The sequence below is a fragment of the Robinsoniella sp. RHS genome, assembly GCF_001029355.1.
Lineage (GTDB): Bacteria > Bacillota > Clostridia > Lachnospirales > Lachnospiraceae > Robinsoniella > Robinsoniella peoriensis.
On the sequence record NZ_JNGB01000116.1, the window covers coordinates 1 to 20,419 of the forward strand.

Annotated in this window: 7 protein-coding genes; all 7 read right to left on the reverse strand. The window is 43.0% G+C overall.

The window, feature by feature from the left end; all coding sequences use genetic code 11:
* The coding region (locus RHS_RS31890) for a malectin domain-containing carbohydrate-binding protein (protein WP_395023511.1) at nucleotides 1-5,128 on the reverse strand (5,128 nt) is incomplete at its 3' end.
* 50 nt (nucleotides 5,129-5,178) lie between these two features.
* Nucleotides 5,179-5,922: a hypothetical protein gene (locus RHS_RS24430; protein ID WP_047834637.1), complete on the reverse strand. Its 744-nt coding sequence runs from the start codon at nucleotides 5,920-5,922 to the stop codon at nucleotides 5,179-5,181.
* 313 nt (nucleotides 5,923-6,235) lie between these two features.
* Nucleotides 6,236-7,804 (reverse strand): response regulator, encoded by a 1,569-nt coding sequence (locus RHS_RS24435; RefSeq protein ID WP_047834638.1) that lies wholly within the window; start codon nucleotides 7,802-7,804, stop codon nucleotides 6,236-6,238.
* 26 nt (nucleotides 7,805-7,830) lie between these two features.
* Nucleotides 7,831-9,588, reverse strand: coding sequence for a sensor histidine kinase (locus RHS_RS24440; RefSeq protein WP_044296102.1), 1,758 nt, complete (start codon nucleotides 9,586-9,588; stop codon nucleotides 7,831-7,833).
* Nucleotides 9,589-9,867: 279 nt separating this feature from the next.
* Complete coding sequence (locus tag RHS_RS24450) at nucleotides 9,868-16,428, reverse strand: glycoside hydrolase family 2 (protein WP_047834640.1); 6,561 nt, start codon at nucleotides 16,426-16,428, stop codon at nucleotides 9,868-9,870.
* A gap of 167 nt (nucleotides 16,429-16,595) precedes the next feature.
* On the reverse strand, nucleotides 16,596-18,494 hold the full coding sequence (locus RHS_RS24455) for an ABC transporter ATP-binding protein (protein WP_047834641.1): 1,899 nt from the start codon (nucleotides 18,492-18,494) through the stop codon (nucleotides 16,596-16,598).
* Entirely contained in the window at nucleotides 18,472-20,238 is a 1,767-nt protein-coding gene (locus RHS_RS24460; RefSeq protein ID WP_047834642.1) for an ABC transporter ATP-binding protein, read from the reverse strand. The genes RHS_RS24455 and RHS_RS24460 overlap by 23 nt, the downstream gene beginning before the upstream one ends.
* Nucleotides 20,239-20,419 lie beyond the last annotated feature (181 nt).

Genomic DNA, 20,419 nt, shown 5'->3' on the forward strand with positions numbered 1-20,419 from the left:
CATCTTCTTCTACTACACTGCTCTCCATCAGATTTCCTGCATAGTCAGCCCTATCATCTACGCTGTAGTCCTGATGGTAGGTAACCTTTTCTGTCTCTTCACCGCTGCCTCCGTCACCTGAAAATGTGACCTCCAGAGTATGGTCATTACGAATATACGCAAAAGTATAACTGTTGTCCTGTACTTCGTCTGTTACATCCACACCGTCTGCCAGAACCTTCGTAATACGCTCCCCTTCTTCCGGAGTAAAGAATAACGTCTTGTCCGCTTCTTCAAACGCAGTTACTGTGCCGGTCTGGCTGACGCTTCCTTTTCCCGAAGCCGTTACATTGATCACGTGTTTTGGTGCATTTGTGAAATAGAACTCCTTGACGGTAAAGGTTCTTGCAACATTTCTGGTAGAGAATCCTGCCTTGCCTGCTGCGCCGTCATGATAAATATTTCCGGATTTTCCAAGGGAAACTCCATTCACAACTGGTTCTAATGTACAGGTATTCGCTCCGGTCATCACCAGATTCACCTGTAATTCATATTCTGTATTAACGCTTACACCAAAGCCTTTAAAGTATCCATAGGTTTTGCCGTCTTCCCAGAACCAGTTACTGTTTCCGTCAATTCCCACTACTATCTCGTTCCCGGTTGTAAGCTTAATTACAAACCTTGTCTGGTCTGATAAATTATTTACGGAGAATCTGGTGTAATAAGTGCCTTCTTTTAATGGGGTGGAATCCTGGTCTACTACATGGACTTTTCCGCCTCCTGACAGACTCAGCTTCAGTGCCTGGTTTTCAACCGCTGCAGTTCCGCCGGAATAATTGGCTTCTGTATCTATGTTATAATCTCTGTGGTAGTTGGTATATTTTGCAACAACTACGCTGTTCTTAAATACTGTCACCGCTTCTTCAAGCGCAAGATAAGATTCTTTATAGCTGTCCGCTGCAGCATCCGGATTCCCGGCTGTTTCCTGCGCTGACCGAATGGCCTCATGGAATGCATCTTTCGCTTCCTTTGGATACTGTCCGCGCATATCGCCTACTTCAGCTTCATCATGAAGCACAACTGCCTCTGCAATAAATGCCGCTAACTGCTCCTTACTTACTTCATCCGGAATAAATACTTTTTTTACCGGAAGGGTTGTTACGTGTCCTGCCGCATTGGTCAGGGCAATTTCCGTATAGATTGGCGTTTTCTCCTGACTTAAAGCCTTAAATCTCGCGGATAAAATTTCTGCCGTTTCCATAAATCCATCTGCTTTTTTGATACTGAAGACAGATGTTACCACCGCATTGTCCGGGTTAGAAAGATCCGGCTGCGACGTGGAGACATTGACCAGTGCTCCGGTGTTTAAATCTGTCTTTGCTTCCACAAATTCTGCAAGATGGCTGTCATAACTCATCTTAACCGTCATTGTTTTATAACGTTTGTAGATATTTTGGGCACCGATAATCAGATCATAATTATTTTCTGTGCCGTCTGCATGGTTTGTCGCAACATGCACCCGGGCATTTCCACGTACTTCTGTTCCATACACACCAAGCTCTGTCATGGATATTCCCCAGGAAGCATTTTTTTCTTCTCCTGTAATCCGTATGTAACGTGCCACTTCTGAATCCAGGGTAGTTACATTTAATCCCGGCAATGCAGCATTTACAGATGCCGCCGTAGTGAAATCCACACCATTCTCGGAGATCTCCACACGGTATTTGGTGGCATAAGCACCCGGGGTCCAGTCTGCCGCCACATTGTTAATCATGTAGTTCTTTCCAAGATCTACCTGATACCACTGGTCTCCGCTGTCCTCTGCCGACCAGCGTGTGGACTGATTATTATCAATAGCCTTGTCTGCCGTATTGCTGCCCTTTTCGGAGCTGGCGCTCACTGTTTTGCCAACTGCCAGATTGTCACCTTCGATACCTGCATACGGCTCTACTACAATAGCATTCACCATGGCCAAAGATCCCTCTGCTGCAGTAAAGTGAATATCAATCAAACCATTTTGAGACTCCGTATAGGCCGTAATGTCCACTGCTTTTTCTTTTCCGCCTGCCTCTTTTTTAATGCTATAGTTTTCCTTAATAGTTTTTCCGTTTAAGGCAATGCTGAAGATATGCTCTTCATCATTTACTTCATTAAAGTACAATTTTACTCTGTAATTTCCAGGCTGGGCTTTAAATTTGTATCCAAAATCCTGTCCTGATCTTGCAGATTTTAAAACGGTTCCCATTCCTGCATCAGGATCAGGCAGTCTGTTGCCTGCCTCTGTCTCTGTATTTTCTCCATAATATCCGCTGCCGCCTGCGGGGAACCGGGCATCTGCATATAAACCATCAGAAGCATCTCCACCGCAGTTCAGTCGCATATTGACATCAGACATTGCATTTCTTTCCAGTGAAATACCGTTTAAGATAGCGTCTGTTTCTATTCCGTCTCCATTGTATGCGGCTGCCAGACGAATATCAATGATTCCGTCCACCGGATATACCGAACCTATTTCTTTTACAGAGGCGGTATCCGTAATTGTATGGACATCGTATTGCTCACCATTTACCAGAATATCAAACGTTCTGTCTTTTACGCCTTCTAACTCGGCAAAATTCAGCTTCACGTTGTATTCGCCCTGTTTGGCATAGATCTTATAGCCAAATTCTGCACCGGTAAGAGCGGTGTTATAAACTTCATCTGCTCCTGCTGCCGTACCGCTGATCTGTTTCACTTCACCATAATAACCGGACTTCCCTTTTTCTGCATCAAATGCCTGATCAGGGGAATATCCTTCAATCTCCCCGCCGCCGCTGTTAAAAGAAGAAGAATGCTCTGCCAGTTTCAGATACCACTGCTGTGCCGCTGTATCTGCCGGTGCTTCTACTGTGACTTTTCCGTCTGCCAGACTCAGGTATTGATTTCCATCATGAAGACGGAACAGTCCATTGTGAAGATCTTCTGTCTGCCATACCGTCTGATCGGTCTCGGATAAAGCAAATGTATCATTTACAATAGCGAGATACTGATAACTGTTTGCTTCGGAATCCCATATGCGGATCTTTACTCCGTCTTTTGTTCCCACAAATGTAAATCCCTGATTATTGTCTTCCTCTTTATTCAATGCCAGTTCGTTTCCGCTTATTTCCAGATAAGACATTTGATCTGTGTTCATAACACGGTAAACAGCATTTTTTTCTATTGTGAAATCACGGGTTCCAGTATCTGCAGATTCGTGGATACCAATGTCCGGTACTCCGTTATACAGCGGATTGCCGTAGAAATCCTGTGTTGCATTACGGTCAGATGTATAATCCCACTGTCCTGCATTAGACTGTTTGGTCTGGGGCACCACATTTACATAGGTACCTGCTCCAATCGCTATAGAACTGTTCTTAATCTGATAAGCTTCCAGCGAGGACCAGATATTATCCTTATTTCCATCTGCCCTGTCTGCACCGCCTCCGGGTTTAACAAACTCCGGATCTCCGTGGATTGCACCTGCAATCTCTTTTTCCGAATATGTTCCGGTTGCATTATAGACCAGGTTATTGGCAGTGCCTGCCTTTGACCAGTCCACATTTCCCCATTCCCCGTTACTCTTGGTACTGGTGTTGTAGAAAATGTTATTGTAAAAATTCCAGTTTGATGCTACGGAGTTAGGAGATCCCAAAGACCACTTCCAGTTATCTCCATTATAATAAAATACATTGTTGTAGATATAACTTGGCGTACTGCTTCCAGCTGCAATGTGCCTCATTACCATACCATCATTCTGACTTAAATTATAACGGATAACATCTGTATCGTTACCACCCATTAACAGCATAAATCCCATTGGAGTATCATGACTGTAGTTATATTCAAAAATTGTCCCTGCACTGTAATAATCACTGTCGTAAGAACATCCATCCTGATTATAAGAAGGTCCGCCATAACTTTCGTTATATCGGAACATTGTGTCAAATGCATTCCAGGACCATATTCCCGCATTGGCTCCCGGAGTGGCACGCATGGTATGATTGTGGAGTAAGTTATTTTCTACAACTGCTCCCTTTGTCTCACATACCAGAATTCCGTCTCCTCCAATATCCGATACATCATTATTCAGAACCTTATAGTTTCTCTGAGCCTGATCTTTGTAACGGATATTATTACTGCGGGACCCGTCATTTGCCCCATTATTGTCCGCGTCATTATTGGGATCATAATCGCTTTTACTGGGATCATTGTGTCGGAAATTGTCTAAATCCGAAATACGGATTCCTTTGATTCCGGTACGGTCACATTTCTCAATCTGATTATTCTTAATGGTAACACCGTCAAAATAAGGATAAACGCCCGCTTTGGAACTAAAAATAACCTCAATCCCAATGCCACCGTCGACTTTATTCACACCTCTGTTTTCATTTCCATCTACATCATGAACATAGCAGCCGTCAATCACAATGCCCTTATACGAACGCTCATCCAGCCCTTTATAAGTTTCTACTGCCCGTTCATCCACCGTTACATGGATTCCCAGCCTTCTTGGCAGTTCATCATCCTTGTTGGATGCACCGGATTGCCAGTTCACCGTGAAATCATCGTCATTGGTTACCTCAATACCGGTAACCGTAGTATATTCCATGTTTTCAATCAAAATTGCTTCTTTATACCCTGCATATCCGGGTGTTCCGTCTGGATTGGCAGCCCCTGTCTTTCGAAAACCGCCTGCATTGATCACCGGCATATTACCTTCACCGTAGCTGCTGATCAGAATAGGTCTTTCCTCTGTTCCTTTTCCCTTTGGATACAGACGCTGGTTATCGAAAATACTTCCCTTTTTCAGCAGGATGGAATCCCCCGGATGGAGGTTTACTGCATTTACTTTTTCCAGAGTCTTAAATGCTTTATCTGCTGATGTTCCATCGTTTTCGTCGCTTCCCGTTTCACTGTCCACATAATAGATGGTTCCGTCTGTCACAGGTACATATTCATTTATCACTGCCTGGTACCCGTGCTGTACCGCTGTAACTGTATTCGTAACTGACTCTGTAACTGTCTCCTGCTCTGCTGCCTGTGCCGTAGCCGGAATTCCGGAAACTGTCATTGCGCCTGCCAGAAGAACGCTCATTGCCCTGGCTGTCCATTGCTTTTTCAATCTCATCAATCTTTTCCTCCTTTTTTCTTTGATATAGCCTGTTTCTATTTTTTCAGCTACATCACTGCCTTCTTAACTGCCTGCTCCATCACCTCCGGTTTGTTTATTTGAATGTCTGCTTTCGCAAGCATATCTTCCATATATTGGTCAAATTTTTCCTTTAAGCCTAAGTCTTTTACACTCATCTTCACCGTTTCAAAATCTTTATTTTGAAAATATTCCATGTTCTCATTGTAGATCTTCTGCATCTCTTCATCCGATAATACAAGCAGCTCGTCCTCACTTAATTTCCGGATCACCTGAAGTCTCAGGTTCTGGTTCAGATAATCATAATACTGGCTCTCAGGGAAACTCGTAATCCCGTAAAACACCTCGTTTTTGCTCTTTTTCTCCTGCCGCTGTGCGTTCTCACTTTCCATCTGCTTTTGAATGGATGGGTAATCGATGGCTTCCATCAATCCCTTATCCAGGGCAATTTTCTGAAGAAGCTTATCTCCTGCAATTATCCGGACAGCCCTGTCCGTTACGCAAGCTAAAGCACTTTCCCCTCCGTCATAACTTTTTTCCCAGGAAAACCCTTCCGAATCCAGGTTATATGTATTCATCCATTCATTGCGGATTGACAACCGCAGTTCGGATGCTGCAAATATGATTTCTTCCTGATAGATGGGAATGTCATTCACTGCAGCCACAACTTTTTTATTTTTTCCCGTAAAACATGCAAAAAGAATACCTGCTGCAACGATTAAAACCACTGCCGCTGCCAGGATATACGCTTTAAAACTTTTCATTTTTACCATATTATTCCACTCCTTCCCACCTGGTTGGTCTCATTTTATCATTGAACTTGATTTATTTCCTTGTACCCTGGTTGTTTTTATTGATCTAAAGTCAGGTATGAGAATGCAGCCCACACTTGCAAAAAAGACATCTGTTTGAAAACAAAGGTTTTCAATCCAGATGTCTTTGTACTACGGCGTACAGTTTTAGCTTAAATTTGTGTTTTTTTATGAAGGGAACGCTTTGTAGCTGGGGGGTGTTCGGAAAGAGAATGCGATAGACAATGACAGGACACTTATAAACTGTTGCCTGTAGTATTAGAGCATGTTTATTTTATACTCTGCTCCCGCCCTTTTTATAATGAACCGGGCTCATCTGGCAAAGCTTTTTAAATATCCTGTTAAAGTGTTCCACACTGTTATATCCTACGCTCTGGCTGACCTCATAAATTTTCATATCCGTCTTTCGAATCAGGTCTTTTGCTTTAGAGATACGGAATTCCATCAGATAACTGCTGAATGTAGTTCCTGTCTCTTTCGTAAACCGGGTGCTGAAGTATTTTTCATTTAATCCTACAAAATCCGCCACATTACCCAGGGAAAGTTCCGGATTGGCATAGTTATCCCAGATAAAGCGCTTTGCTTTTTGTATTACATCGTTCTGCCTTCTGTCATAGTTATGTTCCAGGTAATCCATAATCCAGCGAAGGTAATTGGTCATCCAGATCTCCATTTCCTTTAAACTGGTTATCCGTTGTATTTTTTCGTAGTAATCCACCTCTTGGGGAAATACCTTCAGAATATCATCGTTATTCTCCCGCAGAGACACCGACACCTGGTAGATCATGTAGATGCTTTCTATTTTTGCCTGCTCAAATCCCATTTGGTAAAAGTTAGTGAAAATTCTCTGACAGCTCTGTTCAAATGCCGCATTATCCAGGGATTTCAGGCTGTCTTTTAAGTCCTGGTAACGGATTCCCGCCTGGATAGCTTCCTGTAAATTGACCTTTTGCTGGATATCCGTGGTAAATACATCTGTTTTTTCGAAAACACTTTGAAATGTGAGCAGAACTCCAGCCGATTGTAAGCATTCCAGGAACCCGGATGCACCTGAACCGATCTGGCTGATTCCTGCAATTGCCGGGAGATTCATATAATTCTTCCAGTTATTCAGTATCTGTCTGCTTACCGACTGCACCCGGTTCTTTCTATTTTCATCGGCATCCTTCGCACGATAATACAAGAGATAAGAAGAAGGCGACAGGGAGCAGATCGTACATTTGGAAGCAACCATGGGTATCTGATTTGCAATTTCCAGCATCGGTTTTATCAATGCATCCTCCAGGTCATTGCCAAATCGGAATACCTGCTGTTTGAAATCCAGAATTTCAAAACGGACAATATAATAATAATCTGCAAAAAAAGATTCTTTTAACTCCGTCCTTCCAAGAGCCATATCCTGCAGAATCTGGCTTTCTCCCACTGGTTTTACCGTTGTTTTCCCCACCGGACTGCTCCCCTTCGCCTTTTGCAGATGATCTGCGATGCGTTCCAGATGGCTGCTCAGCATAATCTCATTGATATCTGATTTAAGCAGATAATCCTGTGCCCCCAGCCGGAACGCCTCCCGCACCAGCAGAAAATCATCGTAACCGCTAAGCGCGAGAATTACTGGTACCTGTTCCATCCGGTTTACCTGCTTAATCAATGTAATACCATCCATGATTGGCATTTTCATATCGGTAATTAACAGGTCTACGCAGGTATCCTTTAACTTTTCCAATGCCTGCTGTCCATTTTTGGCATCACCCACAATTTCAAACCCAAACTTTTCCCAATCCACGATCGTATGCAGTGTTGTCCTTACAATCATATCATCATCTACAAACATAACTCTGTACATCTTCATCATCCTCTCTGATTCATGAGCTATCCCATACTTTTACGCGGTATCTCAATAGTTGTTCTGGTGTATTTTCCAGGTTCACTCACAATTTTCATCTCACACGTCTCTCCAAAATTCAGCTTCAGCCTGCTGTATACATTGGATATTCCAATGCTGTAATTGTCCTCCTTATCTTCTTTTGGTTTTAATATCTCACGAATCTGAGCTTCTGTCATACCCTTTCCATTATCTTCAATGACAATGCAAAGCTTGTCTTCTTCATGATAAGCCCGCAGCTGTATTTCCCCGATATCCTCCATTTCACTAAATCCATGGACGATACAGTTTTCTATAATCGGCTGCAGAATAAGCCGGGGTACCCGGTCCTCCATACACGCCTCCCCTACATCTGCTGTATATTCAAATCCATCTGAATAACGCACTTTCATCAAGAAAATATAGCTGCTGAGCACCTCCAGCTCTTCCTTCAGGCTGTAAAAACTTCCGTTTCTGCGAAAAGAACAGGACAGAATGCGAATTAATGCTTCCGCCATATTTTTAATCCCATCGAACTTTGATACCTGAGCCATAAAGCGGATCGAACTCAGTGTATTTACCAAAAAGTGCGGGTTAATCTGTGACTGCAGTGCCCGTATCTCGGCTTCGTGTTTCATTTGCTGCTGCTGCTCATTATCATGAATCAGTACTTTTAACCTGCGCACCATGCGGTTGAAAGAATGGATCATGGTTCTGATTTCTGACTGTCCGCTGATTGGAATATGAATGTCAAGGCTTCCTCCTTCTACCTGCTTCAGCCCTTCAATGACCTCATTGACCGGATGTATAATACGCTTTAAGAAGATGCTGGAAAACAGGTAAAATAAAATGAAGAGTATTACGGTAATCACTATAATAATACAAGCAATTTTATTAAATTCCTCCAACAGAATCTCTGAATCTACCACGCTTACCAGCTTCCAACCGGTTGGGGTAATCTCTTTTACCAGATATGTAAATGCCGTTAAACCTAAGCGCTCTCGATATATACTCTGGTTCAGATCCAGATCATTTGGAAGCTGGATTTCCTGATCGCTGACATTCAGGAGCACTTCTTTGTTTTCGTCCACCAGGTACATGGTTCCAAGACTGCTTTCTTTGTTATATTCCCGAAGCATATTTCCGATTTCAGACTGAATAAACAAGGTTGCCATCTCAATTTTATTCGTTCTGTCCAGACTGTTGTCCGGGGACAGCCCCGCTGCAATGGTAAACTGATATTTTGTCTTTAGAGAATAGGTTACTTTAGACGAATAACTGCCTATACACACATTATTCTTGTTCGACAATGCCTGCTGATACCACTTTGACTGTTTGATCTCAGTCTGGGGTATTACCAGGTCATCCTTGATATAAGTGTTGTCCCCGCTGACCATATAGAACACGGAAGCCAGCATATCATCACTTGGGATCATCATATAATTGAAAGTTTCCCGTAAAATCTTTTCAAAGTTATATTTGTTAAATGCATTGCTGTCATCTGTCTGTGCCGCCAAAGCCAATACATCACTGTTATTTACATTACACAGATGAGACAGACGCATGGAGACATTGTCTATCTCTTCTTCCAGGGTCTTCTCTACATTAGCCTGAACCAGTTCAATTTTTTCTGTGGCGGAACGAAGCATCATCGTCCTGACTATGGCAAACGACCCTATGATAATAAATAGAATAGGAATCACAATTAACAATAAAAAACTACTGTAATACGTAAATTGTAAACGGTTTTTCTTTTCTGTAAACATAACTCATCCCCCAAATCCTCATTATCTTTTCCGATTATAACATGAAGCTTTTGAAGATACAAACTGATAAATGGGATTTAGCCGCTTTTTGGCGGCACGCGGGCATTTGCTGGCATTTGCAGGTATTTGCGGGTATTTGCAGGCATTTGCAGGGAAATCCTGATGCATTTCCCGGCTCAGTGACCGCTTCGTATCCAATAGGAGCCAGTCGAATACGATCCGCCAAAAATCAAAAAAAGACTGCTTCCAGCCGTAAAAACCGGAGCAGTCTTTTCTCAATTATTTAATCTTTACCGTCTTTGCCGGATTCCCTTTTTTGAAGGTTTTCTTATAATCAGATGCCTTTTTGTTTGGCACATTAATATAAGCGTTCTTATGGATTCCGCTGAATGCTTTGCTGTAAACTTTGCTGACTTTTGTTGATTTTATTACGATACTCTTTAATACTTTGTCATTATAGAATGCTTTGCTTCCGATGCTTTTCAGTCCTTTACCAATTGTAACGGATTTCAGTTTTCTGCATCCTGCAAATGCGTAAGAGCCGATTTTGCTTACATTATCTGCAATCTTAACTGTCTTTAATTTGGTATTGTTTTTAAATGCATTCTTATAGATCTCCGTAACCTTGAAGGTATAACCATTTAATTTTACGGTCTTTGGAACACTGATGGAGGTATATGATTTTTTCTTTGCCTTCATTACTTTTACGGTTCCGTTTTTGGATGAAGATTTTGTTACTTTGTATACCAGACTGTTGACGGTATAAACTGCATTTTTCTTAGGTACCTTCGGAGCGGCCGGTTTCACCTTGAGCTGTGCCATTGCATCGCTTAAGTTCTTTGCTGCCGCATTTACTGCTGCCTGGTCGTTCTTATTAACTGCTTCTGCTGCTGCCAGTGCCGCTTTTACCTTAGCATAAGAATCGGCGGTATACTTGTTCACATCCAGTTTCTTCGCTTCTGCAATCTTCTGGTTTAATACACTTAAGTCTGCAGGTTTTATCTTGAGCTGTCCAATGGCATCACCTAATGCTTTTGCTGCTACATCTACTGCTGCCTGGTCTTTTTTATTCACTGCTTCCGCTGCTGCCAGTGCTGCTTTTACTTTGGCATAAGAATCTGCCGTATATCTGCCTGGGTCTAATTTCTTCGCTTCTGCAATTTTACTGTTCAATACCGTAAGATCAACTGGTTTTAATACCAGCTGGTTAAGCGCTTCTCTGACTGCTGTAACTGCCCCGTCAATTTCCTGCTGATCGTAACGATCCGCATCCAGGGCCGCATCCAGAGCTGCTTTGAGTCTGCTGTAAGAATCTGCGGTATATTTGCCTGCATCTGCTTTTTGTGCTTCTGCAATGATTTCATCCAGCGCTTTTGGATCTGCCGGTTTCATTAACCCGCCGTCAATAAACTGGTTGTTGACTGCTACGTTGTCGATGGCCGAAGTTCCATTTACATTCATGATACCAATCTGACCTGCGGTAAATGCCGAATCTTCTGCTATCATAAGCGCTTCTCTGTTGTCATTTTTATAAACCTTGATAACTGAGCCCTGCATTTCCACAGTTAAACGGTATGTCCTGCCTGCCTGAAGGCGCATGCCGGTTTCCGCCAGAACGGTAGTCCTGCCATTTTCCGATTTTACAATCTTTACTTTATCATTTTCTGCATCTGCAACCAGCTGATAGCCTCTGATTCCTGCTGACCCGCTTACGGTACGCAGCAGCATTGCGGTTACGGAGTCCTCTGTTCCCGGTTTTACATCTGCTGCAAACAGAACATCTTTTATTTTATTGCTGTCAATCAGGGAGTATGCACCCTTAGAAGCGGAAGTATAAGCTCCGTCCACGGTCTTCCAGTTTCCGTTTGCTTCCCATTCATCACTGCCTTTTTCAAATGTGCTGCTATAACGCGGGATGCTTGCCACATGGATGTTGTCTAATGTGGCTGCTACACGGTAGCCTCTGACAGCTGCGCCGCCTTCCAGATACGTAGAATCATTAATGTCTACACATGGAACCTGGGCATCATCTACATAGATCTGGATCCGGGAACCAAATACTGCAATGCGGAGTGTATGTGTACTTCCTACAACCAGTTCCGGAACGGTAACTTTAGCAAGCTCTTTCCATCCCTGGCTCATGCGTCCAAGCTGTACATAACGGTCACCAATACCTGCATAATATCCATTGGCACCATCCGGTCCAATATTATAGTTAGAAGAACGGAATAAGAATCCTGCATTTCCGTTTATTCCTGATGAGTTGGTTACTTTGATATCCATTTCGTAGATACCGTCTGACATGGAGATGTCCTTCATTATCATTTTATCTCCCTGATCAGAAGCGCTCATATTCAGTGCGCCGTTTACGACGTTTCCACTCCATGCACCACCCATGATTTCATATCTTTTTGCATAATCTGCATCGCTGAAATCATCCGTTATTTCAACATCTTTTACGGTATCATCGATTTCCGACTTAACTGCTTCATAGGATTCCGGTGAAACCACAAGATCTGCTACTGGATTGGTTCCGGATGCATTTACCGTGATTCCTCCGGTAAAACCGCTTCTGTCAAATACATTTATAGCAGCTTCCGGGTTGTTATCTGCAAATACACGAATCTGTTCGTCAAATAAGGTTACTTTTACGTGATGGTTTCCTGCTGCCAATTCTGCTGCATCTCCAATCACCTGGTTTGTCTTCTTATTTGTAACGGTAATACTGCTTCCGCCGTTTGCAAGAGCGATAACATATCCTTCTTTCTCGCCCGTTCTTACGTTCAGGCTGGAATTGCCGGATAAGACACCTTCAACACTGTAATTATCAGAATCTGTCTTAATATTTTTTACTGCCGTTACCTGATCTGCTTTTTCAATGTCTTTTGGATTTAAGATAATGGTAGGATTTACAGCATATCTTCCGTATACGGAGTTGTAAATACGAAGTCCGTTTTGATTTGCTGCATCCTCTTTTACAGCATAAGTAACTTTCATTACTTTACTGTCACCCATAGCGGCTTTAATTTCAGCCAGTTTTTCCTTTGATACACTTAAATTTACCAGATAACCAAAATCACCTGCACTGGTTGCACCGTTATATGGAGCATTCAGGGAAAGTGTTCCTCTCATATCCCTTGGGTTGTCCGGAAGATACACCGTGTCAACCTCTACGCCGTTTACATAAACGGTCATATCCGATGCCCGCTCCCTGCCCTCTGCTGTCTGGCTGTATGCAGAGCTGAAAGAAGAATGGTTCTTATCAGTTCCTGTCTGACCTTTAAAGGATGATGCCTCAGCAATAATTTTCAGGCCATTTAACGTATCCAGGTTAAAGTTTTCCGGCAATGTATAGCTGTAATCCTGGCTTCCGGTTCCTTCTGTGGTAACCATCCTGCGGTCATTAACAGCTGCTTTCATGGTAATGGAACCATTTTCGTTATCCAGAACCAGTTCTTTATTCTCGCTTGACGGATCTGCAACTACGATATTGGTAAAGTTTTTCGCAATTTTTGCTCCATCCGGTCCTTCTATCCATACGGTTAAAGTTCCAACACACGCCTGGGCAGGCGCATGGAAGGAAAGGCTTGCTTCTGCTTTTTCATAAGGGATAATTTCCATTCCCAGTGTACCGGCAAGGTCCGTACTGATATTGTTTCCATAGATATCTGTTCCGTCGAAACGCCATTTTACAACGGTATTTTCCGGTACATCATTTGTCCAGCTCATTGCCATAATCTTTGTTTTTATCTTTGCTCCCGGTTTTACATTTTTAACCGGACTGTCTACGATTCCGATATAGGTCTCCTGTACTAAATCCTGGATTCCCATGTCACCGCCATATGCAATTTCATCATAACCAAAGATCTTCTTCTGCCTGTCATAGGTCAATATTCCGTTGCGCTCGTATTCTACGTCAAATGGCTCTGTATATACGAAACCGCTTTGTTTTTCATATCTTCTCTGAACATCTGTCATAAATTTAAAGCAATAGGAGATGTCAAAATCGCCGTCATAAGCAGCAACACCGCCGTACTCACTGTTCAAAAGGGGATCGCCATCCTGCTTAAAGCCGAACTTATAGTTATTTTCTGATCCTACATATGCATTGTTAACCCTGTTCTCCACATCACCTACTGTACCGTCATAAGATTTTGGATACATGTGGTATGTATTCAGGTCAGACGGCTGAACGTGGTCACTGTTGCAGGGACTCATATCCTCAATCAGCATATTCGGATATGCCCCTTTTGTCTTATTATATAAGTACTCTACCCACTCTGCCGTACTCTTGCCGTCAGATGCTTTTACGTTCCGGTTCTTGCCGTTATCATTATATGCCGCATACAGTCCCCAGGTTTCGTTGAACAGCATAACGGACACAATTGACGGATGGTTATAGTTCATTTCCATTGCAGCATCCAGGCATTCTTCATAATATTTTCTGCCAAGCGCCTCGCCGCCTTCTTTGGAGGGCACCATAGCGGTTGCATGCGGCATATCCTGCCATACCATCATTCCTAATTTATCACACCAGTAATACTGCAGCGGATCTTCAATTTTCAGATGCTTACGGATCATATTGAATCCCGCTTCTTTCATTGCCAGAATATCATATTTTAAAGCATCTTCGGATGGTGCGGTATAGATTCCCTCCTCCCAGAAGCCCTGGTCCAGAAGTCCTGACATATAAACAGGTTCATCATTGAGATAAATATATTTTACACCCAGGTCTTCATTGTAATATTTCGCTTCTACCTTACGAAGTCCAAAGTAAGTAGAAAGTTCATCCAGTACATTTCCATCCATATCCTTAACGGTCAGGGTACCCTGGTAAAGATTTGGATCATCGTAATTCCAGAGTTTCTGGTTTGCAATGGCAATCGGGGAAAGTTCCACCTCATTGTCACCTGATTCTACCTGAATCTCCTGGCTTCCCTCTACCACGGAACCGGTAGGGATATCCACGTCATTTTCCATGTCATAAACGGTACTTGCAAAATCATATTCCACTGTAAGTGTCTGGTCTTTATCTGTGGTTACATCCAGATCATAAGTTACCGTAGCATTGTCAATATCCGAAACTGCTTTGGCATTGTCCAGATAGGTTGCACTTCTGGCTTCCATACCCACTGTCTGCCAGATTCCGCTTGTATGGATATATCCGCAAGGTGCGTTTCTTCCCTGTTTACCAATCAATGCCGGATAGCTGTCATCGCCGTAGCTTCCTTTATCCTCTACCCAGAGCGTTATAACATTGTCTTCGCCCGCTTTCATATGATCTGTGACATCCATTTCAAATGCGCTGTACCCGCCAATGTGTTCTCCGACTTCTTCCCCATTGACCCAGAGCTTGCATTTCCAGTCAACGGCTCCGAACTTTAAGAAGATTTTTCTGCCTTCCCAGGACTTGTCTACACGAACTGTTTTCTTGTACCATGCCTGACCTTTATAATCAGGGTCACTGATACCGCTTAAAGAAGATTCCCAGCAGAACGGTACGTTAATGGATCTTGAAAATTCCTGATCCGGATTATACCAGCCTGCATTTTTTCCTTCTTCATCTGCGTCAAAGTCGAACTCCCAGATTCCGTTTAAGTTTACATAGGACTCTCTTTCCCAGTCTGCCCTTGGACGTTCTGTTCTTGTTGGAACTTCCTCTGTTCCCGGTTTTACAATGATAAGGCCTTTTGAAATCACGGCAGTATTGCTCTGTTTGATTTTCAGCTTGTATGTACCGGTTTCCATATTTGGGATTACAATTTTTGCTTCTTCATTTTTTTGTGAGGTTACTTCTGCGTAGACAGGAGTCTTCAGGGATTCACCGGAAGTCTTTACAATCTCAAAACTTTCCACCTGATCCAGTCCAAAACCATTTACTGTTACATCCCCCTTAAAGTCTTCGCCTTCCTTCAGGTTCGCTTGGGAAGTATCGATGCTTCCAATATAAATTCCATTATAATCAGAGGGGAGGAAAAATGCAGATGACGGAATGGTACTCTTGTCCTTCAATCCTTTGTTATTACTCCAGGATAAAGTGGCATGTGCGCCTCCGCTGTAGTCAAAATATTCTACTTTAATATCATAGAATTTTCCTGCTTCTAATGCTACTCCTTTACTTGTCTGTAATATATCCCAGGACTCGCCGTCCCAGTAATTAAACAGCTGCTCTCCATTCACCCACAGTCTAATTCCATTGTCAGCAAGACCGTAGAAGGTGTAATCCGCTGTTTCCGGTACCCGGATTCTGCCGCTCCAGCGGATGCCGGCATAATCATCTTTTCCCGTTGTAAGCATCAGCTTGGCATTCAAATCCCCGTAATTAATATTATAATCAATACCTTTTGACTTGAGTGCATCCAGTTTCACATTCTTTCCACTACCGGAAGTCGTATAATATTCTGCAAACAATCCATTTACATCCACATTATTGACTGCTGCTGCATTTTTATTCTTTGTCTCCCTGGCAGTTTCAGCCTCGGTTTCTTCTGTCAGCTGTGTCTCGGTTTCACTCATTGTTTCTTTTTCTGTTTCCACCTGGTTTGTCTCTGCAATTGTCTCTGCTTGCGACGTTGATTCCCTTACTGCTTCTGTTTCTGTCTCCACCCGGCTGACCGGTTCTGTTTCTGGTTCTGTTTCTGACTCTGTCTCCTTAATTGCCTTTGCAGTCCCAGGGGGCAGTGCATCGCCGGGGTCTTCATTTAACTCCGCTGTTTCTGCACTCCCCGTGGACACATTATCCGGTTCTGCCGCCAGTACATTCGTATACGGTGACAGGTTGGATACTACCATACCGACAACCAATGCCATGCTCAATAGTTTCTTTCTTCTCTTGCCCATAATGTCCTCCTTCTTAAGGTTTGTTTTGTGTAAATCGTACAATTTATATACGAATTTTCACCTTGTCTTTGACATTATAGCACTGGCAATTGGCATTTATCGTTGCAATTTTTTGAGTATTTTTTACACATTTATGATATTCTTATACTTTTATACAAAATAACCCCTTATTCTAACTCAAAAGCTCCTGTATAGAGCTGGTAATACTTCCCTCTGTCACTGATCAGTTTTGCATGGCTTCCCCGTTCTATAATCCGCCCCTGTTCCAATACCATGATCACATCTGAATTCTGTACCGTGGATAATCTGTGGGCAATTACAAATACGGTTCTTCCATGCATCAGCCCGTCCATTCCCCTTTGAACAATAGATTCCGTTCTGGTATCAATGGAAGAAGTGGCTTCATCCAGAATCATAACCGGAGGATCAGCCACTGCCGCTCTGGCTATTGCAATCAGCTGCCGCTGTCCCTGGGAGAGGCTGCCTCCGTTTCCGGTAATTACCGTATCGTATCCATCCGGCAGTCTCCGGATAAAACTGTCTGCATTTGCCAGGCGTGCCGCTTCAAATACTTCTTCTTCAGTAGCATCCAGTTTTCCATACCTGATATTTTCCATTATGGTTCCGGTGAAAAGATTGGTATCCTGCAATACAATACCCAGGGAACGCCGAAGGTCGTCTTTTTTAATTTTATTAATATTAATATCGTCATAACGGATCTTACCGTCTGCCAGATCATAAAAACGGTTGATGAGATTGGTAATTGTTGTTTTCCCTGCTCCCGTTGAACCGACAAATGCCAGTTTTTCCCCCGGTTCTGCATACAGCGTAATGTTATGCAGCACGATCTTATCTGCATTGTATCCGAAATCCACATCGTAGAACCGTACCTCTCCTTTTAGTTCTGTATAGGTCAGTGTTCCATCCCCATGAGGATGCTTCCATGCCCATAGTCCGGTACGCTCTTTTGCTTCTGTCAGGTTTCCTGCTTTGTCATAGACTGCATTTACCAGCGTTACATACCCTTCATCCACTTCCGGTTCTTCGTCCATCAGATTAAAAATACGTTCTGCGCCAGCCAGTGCCATAACGACCATATTTAACTGGTTGGATATCTGGCTGAGGGGATTTACAAAGCTTCTGCTCAACTGCAGGAAGGAAGCAATCGTTCCGATGGTAAGCCCGGCCATTCCTGTCAGCGCCAGTGTCCCTCCCAAAATAGCAATTAACACATACTGGAGATTTCCCAGATTTCCCATAACAGGCATTAATATATTGGCAAAAGCATTTGCCTGAGTGGCATCAGCACAAAGTTCCTCATTTTTCTGGTTAAATTCTTCCTTGGCCTTTTCTTCATGGCAGAATACTTTAATTACTTTCTGCCCGTTTATCATCTCTTCAATAAAACCATTCAGCCCCCCCAGCGCTGCCTGCTGGCGAATAAAATAGTAGCCGCTCTTTCCCGCGATCAGCTTCGTCACGTTCAGCATAATAAATACAAAAATCAGCACAAATATGGTCAGCTGCCAGCTGGTAAACAGCATTGCAAAAAATACGGACACAATGGTGATCATTGAAGAAAACATCTGCGGTATGCTCTGAGCCATCATCTGACGCAGCGTGTCGGTATCATTTGTATAATGACTCATAATATCTCCATGGGCATGGGTATCAAAATACCGGATGGGCAATGTCTGCATTTTTGCAAACATGGAGTCTCTGATATCTTTGAGAATTCCCTGGGCAATTACAACCATAAGCCGGTTATAGAGCAGCGTTGCCACTACACCAGCCAGATAGATGCAGCCCATAAACAGGACAGATCTCAGAAGAGGCGTAAATACAGGCGCCGCTTCCAGTAAGAGCGGTGTTATATAATCATCAATCAGCGTCTCCAGATACAAAGAGCTGGCTACACTGGTCAGTGCACTGATCAGGATACAGATAAGCACTAAGGTAAAGCGCAGTTTATACTGCCCGATATAGGACAAGAGTCTCTTCACTACTTTTCCGTTTACTTTTTCCATTGTTTTCTTTTCTGATTTATTTTGACTGTTCTGATTCATCTTCCACGCCTCCTTTCACCTGGGATTCATATACTTCTCTATAAATATTACTGCCTGCAAGCAGTTCTTCGTGGGTACCCACATCCTGTATATACCCGCCGTCCATAACAATGATTTTGTCCGCATCCTGTACGGAGGAGATACGCTGGGCGATAATAAATTTCGTTGTATCAGGAATTTCTTCTGCAAATGCTTTTCGTATCATGGCATCGGTCCTGGTATCAACGGCACTGGTTGAATCATCCAGAATTAATATCTTTGGCTTTTTAAGGAGTGCTCTGGCAATACAGAGGCGCTGCTTCTGGCCTCCCGATACATTACTTCCTCCCTGTTCTATATAAGTATCATATTTATTGGGGAAACTCTGTACAAAATCATCCGCCTGGGCCAATATACATGCATGTATCAATTCTTCATCCGTTGCAGACTCATTTCCCCAGCGGAGATTCTCCTTAATAGTTCCGGAGAAGAGAATATTCTTCTGCAGCACCATGGCTACCTGGTCCCGGAGGGTTTCTATATCATAACTGCGCACATCCCTGCCTCCAACCAGAAGATTGCCGGAAGTCACATCATACAGCCTTGGTATTAACTGGACAAGGGTGGTCTTTGCCGCACCGGTTCCACCGATAATGCCAACGGTTTCACCGGATTTAATTTCCAGATTTACATTCTTCAGGCACAATTTATTTTGATCATCTGCATAACTGAAATTTACATCTGCGAATACTACGGAGCCATCTTTCACTTCCATTACCGGATGTTCCCCATTTTTCAGGCTGCTTTCCTCAGTAAGAATTTCTACGATACGCTCGGCAGAAGCTCTTGACATGGTGATCATTACAAATACCAAGGACAGCATCATCAGACTCATCAGTATCTGCATTGCATAAGTAATCAAACTCATTAACTGTCCAGTTGACATCCCCACTGCCGGATTATTTCCGGATGCCACAATTGCCCTTGCACCAAACCAGGAAACCAGCAGCATACATGCATACATACAAAACTGCATCAGCGGCATATTAAAAGCCAGCAGTTTTTCTGCCTTTGAGAAATCAGAATAAATACTGCCGGAAATCTTCTTAAACTTTCCGTTCTCATGTTCTTCCCGTACATAGGACTTTACCACCCGGATTCCGTGAAGGTTTTCCTGGACAACATTATTTAATTTATCATAGGTACGGAATACCCGTTCAAATATGGGGTGCGCTTTTGTCATAATCACCCAGAGTCCAATCCCCAGTATAGGTATGGCACATAAGAAAATAAAGGCCATCTGCACATTAATTCCAAATGCCATAATCATGGAAAACACCAGCATAATCGGGCTTCTCACCGCCATTCGTATAATCATCTGATAAGCGTTCTGCACATTTGTTATATCTGTGGTAAGCCTTGTAACGATACTTGCCGTTGAAAATTTATCAATATTAGAAAATGAAAAGTTCTGTACATTATAATACATATCTTTTCTCAGATTCTTTGCAAATCCTGCCGAGGCGCTGGCTGCATACTTGCCTGAAAGTGCCCCGAATATGAGGGATATCATGGCGGATACTACCAGAAAGATCCCCATTCTCCATATGTATCCCAAATCCTTACCATCGATTCCATAATCAATCAGCATTGCCATAAGAAGCGGTATAATTACCTCCATTACAACTTCCAGCGATACGAAAAAAGGAGTCAATATGGAATCCCGTTTATACTCCCGTATACTTTTCATTAATTTTTTAATCATTTTTTTACCTCCACATTATCTGTTTGTACACGAATAATTCGTATACATACTGTTCGTAACCAAACATCATAGGGAAAATATAAGAAACACGCAGATGCATGTTTCTCATATCTATCCCAGCTTACCGGCCGGGTCCGCCAGTTCCTACGGCAATCGTACAGCAGCCGCCTAAAGAGTCTCA

Bases quoted from the DNA above. Each gene is read 5' to 3' on its own strand.
- RHS_RS24430 (WP_047834637.1), bottom strand. From the start codon at position 5,922: ATGGTAAAAATGAAAAGTTTTAAAGCGTATATCCTGGCAGCGGCAGTG.
- RHS_RS24435 (WP_047834638.1), bottom strand. From the start codon at position 7,804: ATGTACAGAGTTATGTTTGTAGATGATGATATGATTGTAAGGACAACA.
- RHS_RS24440 (WP_044296102.1), bottom strand. From the start codon at position 9,588: ATGTTTACAGAAAAGAAAAACCGTTTACAATTTACGTATTACAGTAGT.
- RHS_RS24450 (WP_047834640.1), bottom strand. From the start codon at position 16,428: ATGGGCAAGAGAAGAAAGAAACTATTGAGCATGGCATTGGTTGTCGGT.
- RHS_RS24455 (WP_047834641.1), bottom strand. From the start codon at position 18,494: ATGAATCAGAACAGTCAAAATAAATCAGAAAAGAAAACAATGGAAAAA.
- RHS_RS24460 (WP_047834642.1), bottom strand. From the start codon at position 20,238: ATGATTAAAAAATTAATGAAAAGTATACGGGAGTATAAACGGGATTCC.